The 16,154-nt window shown below is 34.9% G+C and carries 13 protein-coding genes and 1 pseudogene; 5 read left to right on the forward strand and 9 right to left on the reverse strand.

What is annotated here, in order from left to right; translation table 11 throughout:
* Positions 1-3: 3 nt before the first annotated feature.
* The 7 genes from OM961_RS03360 to OM961_RS03390 form a co-directional block, all read right to left on the reverse strand.
* Entirely contained in the window at positions 4-1,329 is a 1,326-nt protein-coding gene (locus OM961_RS03360; RefSeq protein ID WP_264339402.1) for an IS4 family transposase, read from the reverse strand.
* 909 nt (positions 1,330-2,238) lie between these two features.
* Positions 2,239-3,036 carry a hypothetical protein gene (locus tag OM961_RS03365; protein ID WP_007548904.1) on the reverse strand — a complete coding sequence of 266 codons (798 nt, stop codon included), beginning with the start codon at positions 3,034-3,036 and terminating at the stop codon, positions 2,239-2,241.
* A 49-nt stretch (positions 3,037-3,085) separates the two neighbouring features.
* On the reverse strand, positions 3,086-3,760 hold the full coding sequence (pyrF, locus tag OM961_RS03370) for an orotidine-5'-phosphate decarboxylase (protein WP_264339403.1): 675 nt from the start codon (positions 3,758-3,760) through the stop codon (positions 3,086-3,088).
* 30 nt (positions 3,761-3,790) lie between these two features.
* The gene (locus OM961_RS03375; protein WP_264339404.1) at positions 3,791-5,149 is read right to left on the reverse strand and encodes a coiled-coil domain-containing protein; all 1,359 of its coding nucleotides are present in this window, start codon (positions 5,147-5,149) and stop codon (positions 3,791-3,793) included.
* A 165-nt stretch (positions 5,150-5,314) separates the two neighbouring features.
* Positions 5,315-6,427: an AAA family ATPase gene (locus OM961_RS03380; RefSeq protein WP_264339405.1), complete on the reverse strand. Its 1,113-nt coding sequence runs from the start codon at positions 6,425-6,427 to the stop codon at positions 5,315-5,317.
* A gap of 5 nt (positions 6,428-6,432) precedes the next feature.
* Complete coding sequence (locus OM961_RS03385) at positions 6,433-6,777, reverse strand: hypothetical protein (protein WP_264339406.1); 345 nt, start codon at positions 6,775-6,777, stop codon at positions 6,433-6,435.
* A 72-nt stretch (positions 6,778-6,849) separates the two neighbouring features.
* On the reverse strand, positions 6,850-9,510 hold the full coding sequence (locus OM961_RS03390; protein WP_264339407.1) for a valine--tRNA ligase: 2,661 nt from the start codon (positions 9,508-9,510) through the stop codon (positions 6,850-6,852).
* A 249-nt stretch (positions 9,511-9,759) separates the two neighbouring features.
* Here OM961_RS03390 and OM961_RS03395 point away from each other — a divergent pair, with 249 nt between their 5' ends.
* Positions 9,760-11,052, forward strand: coding sequence for a coiled-coil domain-containing protein (locus OM961_RS03395; RefSeq protein ID WP_264339408.1), 1,293 nt, complete (start codon positions 9,760-9,762; stop codon positions 11,050-11,052).
* Between the two features lie 50 nt (positions 11,053-11,102).
* Here OM961_RS03395 and OM961_RS03400 read toward each other — a convergent pair whose 3' ends face one another.
* On the reverse strand, positions 11,103-11,618 hold the full coding sequence (locus OM961_RS03400) for a gamma carbonic anhydrase family protein (protein ID WP_264339409.1): 516 nt from the start codon (positions 11,616-11,618) through the stop codon (positions 11,103-11,105).
* Between the two features lie 144 nt (positions 11,619-11,762).
* Between OM961_RS03400 and secG the strand changes: the two genes are divergently transcribed.
* From secG to OM961_RS07625, 4 genes and pseudogenes are all read left to right on the forward strand, one after another.
* Positions 11,763-12,083 (forward strand): preprotein translocase subunit SecG, encoded by a 321-nt coding sequence (secG, locus tag OM961_RS03405; protein WP_007548880.1) that lies wholly within the window; start codon positions 11,763-11,765, stop codon positions 12,081-12,083.
* Positions 12,083-13,687: a CTP synthase gene (locus OM961_RS03410; protein WP_264339410.1), complete on the forward strand. Its 1,605-nt coding sequence runs from the start codon at positions 12,083-12,085 to the stop codon at positions 13,685-13,687. Before secG ends, OM961_RS03410 begins: the two co-directional genes overlap by 1 nt.
* 25 nt (positions 13,688-13,712) lie before the next feature.
* Positions 13,713-14,123, forward strand: a complete 411-nt coding sequence (locus tag OM961_RS03415; protein ID WP_015588966.1) for a nucleoside deaminase — start codon at positions 13,713-13,715, stop codon at positions 14,121-14,123.
* Between the two features lie 180 nt (positions 14,124-14,303).
* Positions 14,304-14,411 (forward strand): annotated as a pseudogene (locus OM961_RS07625) (WPE palindromic element domain-containing protein); the annotation flags it as partial.
* A gap of 72 nt (positions 14,412-14,483) precedes the next feature.
* Here the strand turns inward: OM961_RS07625 and OM961_RS03425 are convergent.
* Positions 14,484-15,809 (reverse strand): IS4 family transposase, encoded by a 1,326-nt coding sequence (locus OM961_RS03425; RefSeq protein ID WP_264339146.1) that lies wholly within the window; start codon positions 15,807-15,809, stop codon positions 14,484-14,486.
* Positions 15,810-16,154 lie beyond the last annotated feature (345 nt).

Genomic DNA, 16,154 nt, shown 5'->3' on the forward strand with positions numbered 1-16,154 from the left:
AAGTTAAGAGATTGTGAGCAAATTTAGAGAGGTTAAAGTGGATACTCTAGCCCTTCTACGTTTGTCTTTTAATGAAAATCGCGACCAAGTTATAGTGAGTTTTTTAAGAAATGCTTTTAAACTATTAATTTTGGTTAATACTAAAAATAACTCTCTAACCCGCCTTTTTAGCTCAATAAATGCCTTTGTTAAGCTAAGTTCTGTATTCTTTTTCACTTCTGTGCAACCAACTATGCCGCGAAATATAAGAATTGCGCACAATTTAGCATATAGTTCACATAATACTCTGCATGGCTTTCCTTTTAGCTTATCAAGCCTGATATGGCTTTTATACAATTTAAATAATAACTCAATTTGCCACCTTACTCTGTAAATCGTTAATACTTGCTCAGCACTAATTTTATTTTCTGAAACATTAGTTATAAATATTGACCAGTTCAACAATTTTTGATTTCTTTTAGAGGATGTATATCCCTGCGATCTTGCTAATCTATTAGCTTTCCTTCTTCTGGCCATAGACTGTTCTTCAGTTAGTTTCTGACATATAATTCTTACTCTAATTTTTGCTTCTTTTCCTAACAATACCTCGTTTTCTAAAAATAACTTATCCTCTAAACATTCTAATAACTCCATTTTTTGATTTGTTTCTACATCATATATGTTGGTATCGGATTTATAACGACTTATGAAATAAGCTCCTATTTCATTGATTTGTTTAAAAGAACTTGGCACAAAATAACCGAGATCAGATATTAGCAAATTATTGCTTAATATATTACTTAAATGTTTCCTATATCCCTGGTCTGATCTTACCCCCTCCGTTAAATTAAGTTGGTCTATTATCTGATTCATGTAGTCGAAAACTAATTGTAACTTTATTCCAGACTTAGTATTGCTTTCATAGCCACTGTAGCTAGTACCATAACCTTTATACATCTCTTCCATACTGTTAGGTAGAGTAATATAGCTACTGTCCAATAATTTAACACTATTAAATTGCTGTAAGATTTTGCAATCAACTTGCAAGATATTTTTAAAGAGAATCACAGATTCATTATACATCCTTTTCATAAATTCCACTGCTTCTTCAGTAAATCTAAAATCCAAACCTTGTTTTGTTATATCTATCGAGTCCTCGTTTAGTAATTGACACATTGTTTCTACGCTACAATTATCAACTCCTATATTACCCAAGACCATGGCTTTTACGAATGATGAACCTTTTAGCTTTCTCTTTCTTTTTATAAACCTTGTTGTAATTGAGATTTTCTCTGCTTTTTCATTAAAAAATTCTTTGAGCTTTTTTGATAAGCAAGTTATTTTATTCATTGGTTCTCTCACTAAAAGTATATCTGGGAGAACTTATACCTTATTATTCTATCTCTTTCATACCTTTATTTCCTTAACTTGACGCGTATGGTTGTACGAATATTGCAATATGGTACATAGTAAACGATGTCATTCCAGTGCTCCCTTTCTTGTCATCCCAGTGCTTGACACTGGGATGGCTTTGTTGCATCGCTAGCTATGATGGATTAAAGATAAAAAAGATAGGGAATATCAGTAGCTTATTATTCTGGTATTTATAACAAGAACGGTCAATGAATACCTAAATTTGAGTAAAAGAAATTTCACTACCATTTACCAATCCGGCTAAAATTCAAGAATTTCAATGCTTTAGCTATTTTCAATAGAATTAAATTTATTAATATAAATAACAAATTACTATTCTTAAATTTGATCAGATTGATTGCAAAAAAACAAGATTTTCAATAGGTTGCTTATAATCCTAACTATAGTTAGCCTTTCATAAGTAGCGATGCAACAAAGCCCACTGGGATCCAGCTTCTATGCAACTTAATTAAAAACGTTTGTTTTAGCGTAAGACAACTACCTTTAGCTCATCAGCTCAGTTATAAGCAAAATTTCTGGATTCCAGTTTCAAGCACTGGAATGACATCATCTGTTGTGCAATTTACCTTTAAAAATGAATGTTCGTACAGTTATGTGCTTGGCACTGAAATGGCATCATTTTTTATCTGTTGAAAATGTAAACCGAAAAATAGCGTGGCACTTTGTGCCACGCTTAGTACTGTAAGCTTAATCCAGTAATTAAATTAAGCGAGGTAAAATAAAAGATAATGACACTATATAATGTTCGTTCTTTTATGTCAAGCACTTTTTTGAATTTTTTTGGTGATAATTTTTATCCAGTTATTTTATTATTGTAGTATAATTTCAATGCCAGATACTATCATTATGATCACTATCTAAATTTAAATCGTAATTATCATCAAATTTATATATCCCCTCCATCTCTTCTCTATGCAATTCATGTGAATCACCTAAAGCTTTTTGATTAGAAACGTCAACACAATACTGTAACAGTGCTCTTAATGCTCCAGCACTATCTTGATCTAAATTAAAATTGCTAAAATCAAATTTCTGCATATTCTCCACATGTCCTTCTCTACATAACCTACATATCTTAGCAAAAGCCCTTTCACTTTCTCGACTCCAAGCATTAAGAAAGTAAGGATCTACTACTTTGCTAAATTGTTTCTCTATCTCTTCAAGAGAGCTCTCTGGATTAAGTTCTAATATTACTTTGAAAATCCCACTGCCATGGAATCCATAAAATTTACTAGATAAGCTATCTTTTACAAAATTAACTGCATCATCTATTGTAACACCAGAGCGAGATTCAAATATCATCTCAAATGCTCCATAACAACTATCAATACCAAAATTAATTATTTTTTCCATAAAATCAATTACCTCTTCTAAGGAAATTTGTGGCTTATTCCTCAAGATAACTTCTAAACTCTTGACAAAATTATGCCCATGCTGACCCATAGCATGGGTTTTCCCATTTATTGTATAATGATATAGCTTCTTATTTTCTATTATATGCTTATTGCACTGGTAGATATGTAGCTTATTCAATTTGCCAGAATATTCCTCTATTTCCTTATCTGGTAATTTTGAGCGGAATTCCTTGATTACTTCGCGTATTATTCTATTGATATTACTCATGCTTATTCCTAATTAATATGTTAGTATTTTTATAAATTAAGTTATTATATTAAAATTCTTTCATGGATTTCAATATTAGCTCCGCACTACTTGTAGTTTTTGTAATGGGTCTGCCAATGACGATATAATCAGCTCCTGAATTTATTGCTTCTTTTGGTGTTGCTGTTCTTTTTTGGTCGTCATGACCTGGATCTATACGAATTCCTGGAGTAATAATTTTAAAGTCTTCACCGCACTCTCGGCGCACTTCTTGAGCTTCTAGTGCAGAACAGACTACTCCATGGAGTCCAATCTTTTTTGCAAGCTTTGCAAGCAAAATTACCTGTGATTTTGCCTCTCTTGCTACTCCAAGCTCGTTTAAATCCTCATTGCTCATACTAGTTAGCACTGTCACTCCAATCAGCTTTATTTTTGTGCCTTGCACTACACTTAGCGCTTCTTCAAGCATTTTTGTTCCACCGCTGATGTGCAGAGTTAACATTTCAACGTTCAGAACTTTTATTACTTCAACTGTTTTAGCTACAGTGTTTGGAATGTCATGCAATTTCAGATCTAAAAAAATTGGTACATTGCATTTTGCAACTTCTTGCACTCCAGAAAGACCTTGAGCAGCAAAAAATTCTAATCCCAGCTTTACCATGCCAACTTTACCACGCAGAGCATTAGCTAGAGAAATAGCCTTATTTAAGTCTTGTGTATCCAGTGCGCATATTATTGGGTTCATTATCTTGCATGATTTATCTTATAATAAGACTCATTGTTGTGTTTTGCAAATACTTTCACTCTGATTACGTTCATAAGATTCTGTCAATAGTGAATTTGGCAATTTGATCGGAGTGGATGAGCGACTTGCATATCCAAGATCCTCCAGTAAACAATCAAACGTTTCCTCTGATGGTGATTCACATCTAGAATCTTCACCTAGCGTGAATTGCATAATTTCCTTCAATATAAACTTTATTTTTTGAGTCTCCTGTAATATTATTTTTCTACTACGATCTCCGATCGCTTCATTATTGTTTACCAATTTTTCTACCTTGTCTACCACAGATTCTAACATTTCCGGTAAATAACCCTTTTTCTCTTCTGCATTTCTCAACAAATCTTCTTCAAGTTGTTCTATTTGACTGTCTCGCTCTAAAAGTAAATTTTTTAAACCTTTTACCTCATTGTTACAATCTTTTCTTATTCCGTCTAACTCAAAAGACTGATTTTCAATTAAACCATTTGCTTCATCTAACTCGTCAAATTTCTTTTCCAATTTTTTAGATAAATTTTCCTTTTCTTTATTGATTTTTCTGATTTCACATTTTAGGTCATCTAATTTTGTATGCAACTTTTTTTCTTCCTCATATAATATATCTCTTTCTTTATAAAGTGTGTCTTCTTTCTTACGTAATATATCTCTTTCTTTATAAAATTTGTCTTCTTTCTCGTATAACTCCCTTATTTCTTTACGTAATTTTTCTACTTCCTCATTCAATTTTTTATTTTCTAATTCTTTGCATTGATTATTGTCTATTTTCCCTTTCAATTCTGTTATACGTTCTTCTTTTTCTTGTAACTGTTCACGTAAACACGAGATTTTAAGATGTAATTCTTCTTCTCGTGCAACAAGCTTATCTATTTCCTCTTTTGTTTTGTCCAATTCATTGTCTATTTCAAACGTACGATTCTTTGCTGTTTCTAATTTTTTCTCTAAAGATTTTTTTTCTTCAAGAAGAGATTCTCTCTCAACTTCTGACTCATTTACTTTCTGATTCAATTTTTTTGCTCTCTTGTCCAAATTTTGCTTTTCTCGAGTTAATTCATGTAATTGATTCTTCACTTCTTTGTTTGCAGCTTCTTCAGCTTCCTTTCCTAGAGTTATTTTATTTTCCAACTCTTGCTCTTTTTGAGCGAATTTATTTCTCTCAATCTCTATTTTCTTATTATTACGAATTATTTTATATAAAAGTGCAAGCACCAAAACAGATAATGTAGCTAAAGCAAGAATTAGAGGAAGAGGCACATTAGAAGTTACAATAAGCGCTAAAGATGTAAGTAACGTAAGAGTAGCTAAGGAACTAGCTACAAAATAAAATGCATTAGCCTCACTAAGCAAATTGCTCATTACTCCCCTCCCCCCCACGTTCAGCAGTCTTGTATATATTTATTAAAATTCTCTTATCTGTGGAGGGGAGTATTTATTTTTATCCTGCACCTACAACAAACTTCCCATCTTCAGTCTGCTAGCTAAAAATGGCTAAGGTTTTATGTATCCAGTGTACAACTGTACTCAAAATGTGTGGTAGCTATTGGTTGGGGTAGAACATATACTGGTATATCCAGAATCACATGAAGCGTCATTCAGCTTACGTGATGGTCTGGATGTGTATTGCTGTGATTCTCCTATAGAATTTTCAATTTTCCCGTTAGTCTGCTTATTCGACACCTTTGTAACATTATGAGTCTTCTTAAAATTTCGACAAATAACCCCAATCCTAGTATTGTCAAGTACTTTACTTCCACAATCTTCTATTTCCTTTAATAAACTAATCAGATTTGCTGGTGAAAAATTCTCATTAGTATTGCGTAAAATTGTGTCAATAAATATATTTTGCAATTCTTTCTTCTGAAAATACTCATTTATTATTTTTTTACGTGTGTCTGTGTCTAATGTAGGAATCTTAATGTGTGTAGACAAACGACCACCCCTAATAAGTGCATCATCTAAAACATTTATACGATTAGTTGCAGCAATCACCGTCACACCTTTTCTAAATTCAAATCCATCCAATTCAGCTAATAAATTATTTAAAGATTCTACATTATTATCACTGCGCATTTTGCCAATGCTATCAATTTCATCTATAAAAATTATACAAGGAGTGTTTTTTTTTGCTTTCTCAAAAACCTTATTTATATTTGACACATTAAGCAAATCAGATCCAGAAACACTTATAAATGCAGATTTGAATCTAGTTTCACTTGCAATCGCCTTAGCAGTCATAGTCTTACCAGTTCCTGGTGGACCATACAAAATGTATCCTTCTCCTTTTTCTAGAGCATTTGGTTCACAAATCCTTATCAACTTTTGTTTTATATCGTTTTGAAGTATAACATCATCAAATGTTATCTTTCCTCTTTCTTCATCTTTTCCATAAAACTTCATCCGCAGCTCTTCTTTTACTTCAACTTTCTTTATGAGACTACCAAGCCTTTCTTCTAATTCCTCTTTTGTTATGAGACTACCAATTAGCTTTTCCATTTCATCGCTAAGCTTCTTACTTAGCTCTTCCATTTCACCTTTTGTTGTAGCATTATTAGCTTGCTTTGAAATTTCATCTAATTTTGCCGTGAAACTACTAATTAGCCCTTCCACTTCATCTTTTTTTGCAGCACTACCCATTAGCTTTACAATTTCATTGTATTGACTACTAAGCCTCTTATTAGCTCTTTGATTTGAAGCTCTAAGCTTTGTATTATATTTTCTTGCTCTTTAGCTAATCCATTTTTTTCATTAGGTTCTGCTTTTTGTGCATCAAGCTTTTTATTCTGGCTGATCATTTTACATGAAAGTACAAGCACCAGAACAGAAAGTATAGACAAACTCAAAGCAACAGGAAGAGCTACATTAAAGGCTGCAACTGAAGACAAGAACTTAACATAAGGGGCAACAGCAAGTGTCCCAGACGCAAGCAATACCAAAGTAGCAAGAGCACCAGCTATAAGATATGGTGCATTGGTTTTACTATACAAATCCCTCATTATTCCCTCATACTAATAATGATTACAATAGCATGGATATTAAAGGAAGTAAAGCTATAAAAATCAGTATAAGTCTATATTCACTATGTATTTTCCGTCTTCAGTTTCAAGCTCAGACTGCATCCACTCTATCGTTTCCGCATTGCAAACTGCCTGCAAATCATCCTGTGCAGATTGATTCAATTTATCCTCTCGTAGATCTGCTTTTATCATCAACTTTTTTATCAGATGCTTAACTGATACATTATTATCTGCCTTTATCTTTCTGATAATGTTTAATATCTGAATAACATTATCTCCCATTTCCTCTGAATATTTATCGTAGATAAGTTCTTCTTTGCTCGGCCAATTACTTTGATTGTGTACAGAATTATAACTATACAATTGGTGGTATATCTCTTCTGTAATGTAAGGCAAGAAAGGTGCAAATAACCGCAAAATAATATTCAGTACATACGCCAAGCTTTGTTTTGCACTTAAACTGCTTCCGTACGCACGTTTTTTTACTAACTCCAAGTAACTATCACAAAAATCCTTCCAAAAAAATTCCTCTATTACGCCCAAAGCTTCGCAGTATTCAAATTGTAATAGGTTGTTCGTTGCTCTTTCTATAACTTTGTATAACTTAGACAATATCCACTTATCCATTGTCTCGTGAGCAGAATTTATGCTCATCACTTGATGCTTTTCCATGAACATGGAAACGAACTTGCTAGCGTTCCAAAGTTTTGTAACGAGGCGCTTGCCAATTTTGAATGTATTTTCAGAGTAGACTGTATCAACTCCAAGCCTTGAGTTCGCTGCCCAATAGCGCACTACATCAGCTCCATAAGTTTCAAGTATTACATGAGGAGTAATGATGTTACCCTTTGATTTACTCATCTTTTTCTTATCATCTGCTAAACACCAACCGCTGATCATAATGTTTTTCCAAGGTAAAGAATTTGCATGATAATGTGCCTTTAAAATAGTATAAAAAGCCCAAGTTCTTATTATCTCATGGCTCTGGCTGCGCAGATCTGCAGGAAATATCGTATCATAGCGATGATTTGGTAAGCTAAACTCACTGTTTACTGCTAGTGCACTTAGTTGAGGAGTAATTGAACTTGTGGCCCAGGTATCCATTACATCTTGATCTGGGATAACCTCTTCTTTGCTATACCCTTTTGGCAAATCTTTCAATGGATCTATAGGCAGGTCCTTTATCTCAGCTAGAATAATTTTACCTTCTTCTCCCTTACGGTTGGAATACCACGCTGGAAATGGCACACCAAAATAACGTTGCCTTGAGATGCACCAGTCCCAATTTAGCCCTTCTATCCACACTTCCATACGTTTACGCATAGTAGCTGGATGCCAATTGCATTCTTTTACTTTATCTAATACTTGAGCTTTTTGCTCTAAGGTCTTGATAAACCATTGATAAGTAGGCAATATCTCAAGTGGTGCACCAGATCTTTCTGCACACTTAACAGAATGAGAAATGTTAGTGCTTTCTACCAAAAGTCCTTTTTCAGTTAGGATTTCGATTATCCGCTTTCTTGCTGCTGTAACTTTCAATCCATTTATTTCATTTAGTATATCGTCTGTCATCCGAGTAGCTGACACTGGGATCCATTCTTCTTTCTGATCACACCCACCTTCCTTTGTCATCTGAGTAGCCCTTTCTCCTGTCATCCCAGTAGCCCCTATGGTGTCATCCCAGTGCCCAGACACTGGGATCCATTCTTCTTTTTTCTGACCATACGCTGACATGATATCTTCCTCTGTCATCGCTGGCATTGGCTCTTTTTCCTGGATTCCAGTGTCAAGCACTGGAATGACATCATCTAGGTCCATCCTTCCATCCTGATCGATGATAATTTTCATCGGTAGATTATGCTTTTGCTGCCAATATATGTCGAGTTCATCACCGAATGTACAACACATAACAAGCCCGGTGCCTTTATCTATTTTAACCTTATCATCTGCTATTATTGGAACTTTCTCCTCTGTTATTGGCACTACCGCTGTTTTTCCGATCAGATGAGTGTAGCGCGTATCCTCTGGATGACAAAAAACTGCAACACATGCAGGAAGTAACTCAGGCCGCGTAGTTGCAATGTTGATCTGCTCATTTTCTTGAGTAGAGAAAACTATCGTGTTTAAGGATGACTCAAAAACTTTATCTTCTATTTCTGCTTGCGCAATTGCGGTTTTATCAACCGGGTCCCAAAGGATGGGCTGCATTTTTCTATATGCATATCCCTTATTATATAGATCAATAAACGACATCTGTGAAAGCGTCACAGTTTCCTTGCTGATCGTGTGATATTCCAAATCCCAGTCATAACTAATGCCGACCGATTTAAATAGTTCCTTGAATTCTTGCTTTGATTTTTCAATAACCTCATGGCACATCTCTATAAATTTTTCCCTGCCAACTTCTTTTGCGCGGGTTTTATAGGTTTGCTCAACCAATCTTTCAGTGGGAAGCCCATTATCATCAAACCCAATTGGGTAAAATACATCTTTTCCCAGCATGCGCTGAAACCTTGCAATAAAGTCCGTGTGGCAATAGCTAAATATATGGCCGATATGGAGTTTTCCTGATATTGTCGGTGGAGGCGTGTCTATAGTGAAAGTGTTATCCTTTTCACCATTCCATTTATAAACTTTACTACCTTCCCATAATATGTTGCATTTGTCTTCAACTTCTTTAAAGCCGTATTTTTCTTTTAACATAAATATTTCTCAATTTTAAACTTTAAGCTAGCAACGTCATACCGCCGCGGTATCTCTAGATCCCGCTAACAAGCAGCGGAATGACGATGGTCGGTAAACCTAAATTACTTTAGCTATAGCACAATTACGGCAATTTTACGCCAAAATTTTTTGTTTACGAACATAAATTTTCTATGCTATGATAAAAATATTACTTGACCTTAGGTTCTAAGGGTATTATGTAATGTTAAATTATAATTGAGGTTCGTTATGCTAAGCTTAAAGAATGGTACAATACAGGTTGCCGATGATAAAATAGTGCTTGTTATAAAAAAAGATGATTATGAAGAATTTAAAAAGTATAAAAACGTAGATAAGAGTGGTGCTATAATTGATGACAAGTTTTATGTGGGCTGTACGCTAAATGATCAACAACTATATATTACTGGTTCTTATCCTCAAGAAGAACTAGGAGATAATACAATCATGAATGTAAAATCCGTTGGGAAAAAGGGTGGCAAATATTTTAGTCGCCTAGAAGAAATGAAAAATCTGTTAGGCTTTAACGATGGGAAAGAGGAGATTATGGTAAAAGACCTATCTTGCCATCCCACAGTACAATTGTTAGAAGAGAAAAATGTTAAAACAACAGAATTGGAAGCTGCAGAAGAGCAGTTAAAGGGGAAAAATGAAGAATTAGAAGCTGCAAAGAAGAAAGCTGAGGAGGAATTGAGAATTAAAACACAAGAATTACAAGATCAATTGGACACAGCTCAGCAGGAAAAACAAGACTTAGAAGCTGAAGTGGAAAAACTAAAGGCAATAGATTCTACAGCGTTGCAGCAGCAGTTAGAAGAGAAAAATGCTAAAATAACAGAATTGGAAGCATTAGATGCTGTGGCGTTACAGCAAAAGTTAACAGAGAAAGAGAATGAAATGACAGCATTAAAAGCTCAACCAGATGCTGCTGTTACGAAGTTAGAGGGTGAAAAAACAACACTAACAAATAAAATAAAAGATTTAGAAGCACAGTTAAACAACCAACCAAATGCTGCTCAGTTAAAAGCCAAAGAGGATGAAATAAATAAACTAAATGATGAAGTTGCGCAGTTAAAGGCAGCACCAAATGATACTGCTGCTCAGTTAAAAGCCAAAGAGAATGAAATAATAGCATTAAAAGATCAAGTTCAGCAGTTGCAAGCAGCACCAAATGATACTGCTGCTCAGTTAAAAGCCAAAAAGGATGAAACAAAAGACTTACAAAATCGATTGACTGAAGCTGAGGAGAAAAATAGAAAACTAGAAGATAAAAGCAAAACAACTGAGCAACCAAAACAAGGCAATGGAGCACGGTACACTGCTACTGTTGGTATGGGTCTTGCTGCTGGACTGATAGCATTTACTGCACTTGAACGTACAGTTAAGTTAGAGATGTTAGTAATGATTGGTATAGCAGTAGCATCTGCACTCGTAGCCGGTGGTATTACATATGCAGTATTACCTAGTACTCAAGTAGATGGGGCAAAAGCACAAGAAGTAAATGAGAATGGGAAAAAGAAGTAACAAGGGTTAAGCCGAAATGTACGTGTCAAGTAAAACACTTGACGCGAACTTCAGTTTTTATATTCCTTCATTAGCATAATATAATTTTGTGCTGATTGTGTAATATGTTTAATTTCTTCATTCGACATTTTTTTGAAGAATTTTGCTGGCCTGCCAGCCCATATTTCCCCACTTTTTATCACTTTTCCGTGTGTTACCAGTGAGCCAGCAGCTACCATAGCTTCAGGCTCCACAACTGCATGGTCCATCACGGTAGAGCCCATACCAATAAACGCCTTATCATGCACCGTGCATGCGTGCAACACACAAAAATGTCCCACTGTTACCATGCTGCCAATAATTGTGTCACCACCTGGGTTTCTATCCACATGAATTACCGTTCCATCTTGAATATTTGTTCCATTACCTATTTTTATTGATCCAACGTCCCCTCTGATTACACAATCAAACCAGATGCTTGCATCTCTTCCTATTTCAACCTTGCCTATGATATGCGAACCACCTGCGATGAAAGCACTTTCGTCTATTTTTGGTTCATAATCTTTGTATTTTAAAATGTGATACATATTAAGCCCAAAGTCTTATGCATATGTTAATCAAAATAAGGTAAGCAGTAAATACATACTTAGATTTCAAACTACTTGGGTGACAGATGTTCTTGACTTACGTGCTTTGTACTGCTAAGATTTTTATTTTCAGCCCTATCTATAATGTCAGTAGCGGTATTAAGTATATTTCAAATAATATTGGTTGTTGTGTTAGTAATTTTAGTGCTCTTGCAGCCGCCTGGAAGTAGTTCGTTAAGTGGTTTTAGTAATACACAACAGGGGGTCAATTCGATGATTCCGGTGAAATCTTCTGAAAACCCGCTCAGCAGAATAACGGCTATTGTTGCTGGATTGTTTATTATAAACACATTGCTATTGTCAGGATTATGTTCAAAAGACGTACATAAAAAATCGATCGCAGAAAAAATTATATTAGAAAAAAAGCAAGAAAGTGAATCTACTTCTGTTCCATTTGAAAATTAATGAAGGAAGCTAAATTTATCTTTGTCACAGGTGGAGTTGTGTCATCGCTTGGTAAAGGCTTAGTTGCTTCGAGTGTTGGTGCGCTTCTTCAAGCTCACGGTTTTAAGATCCGTATCAGAAAACTTGACCCGTATCTCAACATTGATCCTGGGACAATGAACCCAACTCAGCACGGAGAGGTATTTGTTACCGAAGATGGTGCTGAAACTGATTTGGATCTTGGGCATTATGAGCGTTTTACTGGAATTAAAGCAACAAAAGGTGACAATATAACAACTGGTAAGATATATCATGAGTTATTGAAGAAAGAGAGGCGTGGTGATTATCTGGGCAAAACTGTGCAAGTCATTCCTCATGTAACAGATTTGATCAAATCGTTCATTTTTAATGGTACGGAAGGTTTAGATTTTGTAATATGTGAAATAGGTGGAACTGTAGGTGACATTGAAAGCCAACCATTTTTGGAGGCTATACGCCAAGTTAACTACACATTAGGAAAACAAAGAGTTATCCTTATTCACTTAACTTTAATACCATATCTTACCGCAGCGCAAGAATTAAAGACAAAGCCAACGCAGCATTCAGTTCGAGAGTTAAATTCCGCGGGGTTACAACCAGATATTATATTATGCCGCAGTGAGAAAGAAATTTTCGATAATCAAAGAGAGAAAATAGCTAAGCTTTGCAATGTTTCTTTATCCAATGTGATACCTGCTCCTGATGTGAGTCATATATATGAGTTACCGGTGTTGTATAGCCAATGTGGGCTTGATACGCAAATTTTGGAGCACTTTCATTTAAGTAAGCCAAGACCAAGCTTGACTGAATGGGATCAAATAGTGCATTCCATAAGGCACCCAACACAGGAAGTTACTGTGTCTATAGTGGGAAAATACACCGAATTCCCTGATGCGTATAAATCACTAGTTGAAGCATTAAATCATGGTGCGATTAGTAATAAAGTCAAAGTAAGGATAAATTGGGTTAACTCAAGAGAGAAGGAAGAAAAACCTATAAATGAAAAACTTATAGGAGAGAAATTACAGAATTCTCATGCAATCCTTGTTCCAGGGGGGTTTGGTGATGACGGAGTAGAGGGTAAAATATTAGCAATAAATTATGCCCGTACAAATAATATCCCATTTTTCGGAATTTGCCTTGGTATGCAGCTTGCAATTATTGAGTTTGCTCGTAATGTTGTTAAGCTTGAAGATGCACACTCTGAAGAATTTCGTAACTGTAAACATCCAATCGTTAAGTTAGCTGGCGATCAAGATGACGATCTTGGTGGAACCATGAGACTTGGGGCATACAAATGTAATATAAATGCAAACTCTAAAATGATGGATGCATATAGTAACACTACTATTTCAGAAAGACACAGGCATAGGTACATAATCAATTCAGATTATAAAGATGACTTAGAAAAAAATGGGCTGTTATGCAGTGGCATATCAGAAGATGGAACGTGCATAGAGGCAGTGGAGTTAGAGAGTCATCCGTGGTTTATTGGTGTGCAGTTTCATCCAGAATTTCAATCAAAGCCGTTTTCTCCTCATCCTCTTTTCGTGTCGTTCGTTAAAGCAGCAATTGATAAGAAATAAGTGCCTAGTGTTTAAGTATCAATATATGGAGCTTGCCATAGAGCAAGCCAAACTCGCTCAAAAAAATGATGAGGTGCCTATAGGTGCTGTAATAGTGAGTGGAGACAATATCATTTCTTCTGCACACAATATATCCAGCGATCCAACTGCACATGCAGAGATGTTAGCGATCAGACAAGCATTTTCAACTCCCACGCTTTGTGATGCTGATATGTACGTAACATTAGAACCATGTCCGATGTGTGCTCAAGCTATTTCCTTTGCCAGAATTAAACGATTGTACTTTGGAGCTTATAATCCAAAAGGTGGAGGAATTGAAAATGGTGCTAAGATATTTCAATTTTGCAGCCATATACCTGAAGTTTATGGTGGGATATTAGAAACAGAATGCTCTTTTTTGTTAAAGGATTTTTTTGAGAAACTAAGGAACATTTGATAAATCGTCATGCTACTTGTTTTCCGATACAAAATCGTCATCCCGCTACTTGTTAGCGGGATCTATGCTAGGAGATACCGTGACGGTATGGCGGTTAAGTAATTCGTCATTCCAGCGCGTGACGCACAACTATACAAACATTGTCCACCAGCAGGGTGTCATCCGAGTAGCTGACACTGCCCTCCTTTGTCATCCCAGTGCCCTGACTACTTGGATCCAGAAGACTTAATTTTAACCAAGTGGCTGCATAATAAAGGCTGGATTCCAGTGTCAAGCACTGGAATGACATTACAGGGACACTGGGATGACATCATCCTTTTCTCTGGATTCCAGACTGGAATGACAGCCATACGCGTCAAGTTAAGAGATTGTGAGCAAATTTAGAGAGGTTAAAGTGGATACTCTAGCCCTTCTACGTTTGTCTTTTAATGAAAATCGCGACCAAGTTATAGTGAGTTTTTTAAGAAATGCTTTTAAACTATTAATTTTGGTTAATACTAAAAATAACTCTCTAACCCGCCTTTTTAGCTCAATAAATGCCTTTGTTAAGCTAAGTTCTGTATTCTTTTTCACTTCTGTGCAACCAACTATGCCGTGAAATATAAGAATTGCGCACAATTTAGCATATAGTTCACATAATACTCTGCATGGCTTTCCTTTTAGCTTATCAAGCCTGATATGGCTTTTATACAATTTAAATAATAACTCAATTTGCCACCTTACTCTGTAAATCGTTAATACTTGCTCAGCACTAATTTTATTTTCTGAAACATTAGTTATAAATATTGACCAGTTCAACAATTTTTGATTTCTTTTAGAGGATGTATATCCCTGCGATCTTGCTAATCTATTAGCTTTCCTTCTTCTGGCCATAGACTGTTCTTCAGTTAGTTTCTGACATATAATTCTTACTCTAATTTTTGCTTCTTTTCCTAACAATACCTCGTTTTCTAAAAATAACTTATCCTCTAAACATTCTAATAACTCCATTTTTTGATTTGTTTCTACATCATATATGTTGGTATCGGATTTATAACGACTTATGAAATAAGCTCCTATTTCATTGATTTGTTTAAAAGAACTTGGCACAAAATAACCGAGATCAGATATTAGCAAATCATTGCTTAATATATTACTTAAATGTTTCCTATATCCCTGGTCTGATCTTACCCCCTCCGTTAAATTAAGTTGGTCTATTATCTGATTCATGTAGTCGAAAACTAATTGTAACTTTATTCCAGACTTAGTATTGCTTTCATAGCCACTGTAGCTAGTACCATAACCTTTATACATCTCTTCCATACTGTTAGGTAGAGTAATATAGCTACTGTCCAATAATTTAACACTATTAAATTGCTGTAAGATTTTGCAATCAACTTGCAAGATATTTTTAAAGAGAATCACAGATTCATTATACATCCTTTTCATAAATTCCACTGCTTCTTCAGTAAATCTAAAATCCAAACCTTGTTTTGTTATATCTATCGAGTCCTCGTTTAGTAATTGACACATTGTTTCTACGCTACAATTATCAACTCCTATATTACCCAAGACCATGGCTTTTACGAATGATGAACCTTTTAGCTTTCTCTTTCTTTTTATAAACCTTGTTGTAATTGAGATTTTCTCTGCTTTTTCATTAAAAAATTCTTTGAGCTTTTTTGATAAGCAAGTTATTTTATTCATTGGTTCTCTCACTAAAAGTATATCTGGGAGAACTTATACCTTATTATTCTATCTCTTTCATACCTTTATTTCCTTAACTTGACGCGTATGGGAATGACAGCAGTCCTACGTCATACCGTCACGGTATCTCTAGATCCCGCTAACAACTTACTATTACCCACAAATATAAATGTTTGTTGCATAGCTCTTAATGGCATAACTTTTGCTTGAAATAACTGTTTATATGGTGCAATTTACAGCTTTTAGTTGCTAAAATTATAACTCTTAGTTTAATAATTTTAATCTAATAAGCTTTCAGGTTAATAAAATTAAATTATTTGAGTAAATACAATATTATGTTTTTAT

Source organism: Wolbachia endosymbiont (group A) of Cydia splendana (assembly GCF_947179475.1).
GTDB classification, from domain to species: Bacteria; Pseudomonadota; Alphaproteobacteria; order Rickettsiales; family Anaplasmataceae; genus Wolbachia; species Wolbachia pipientis.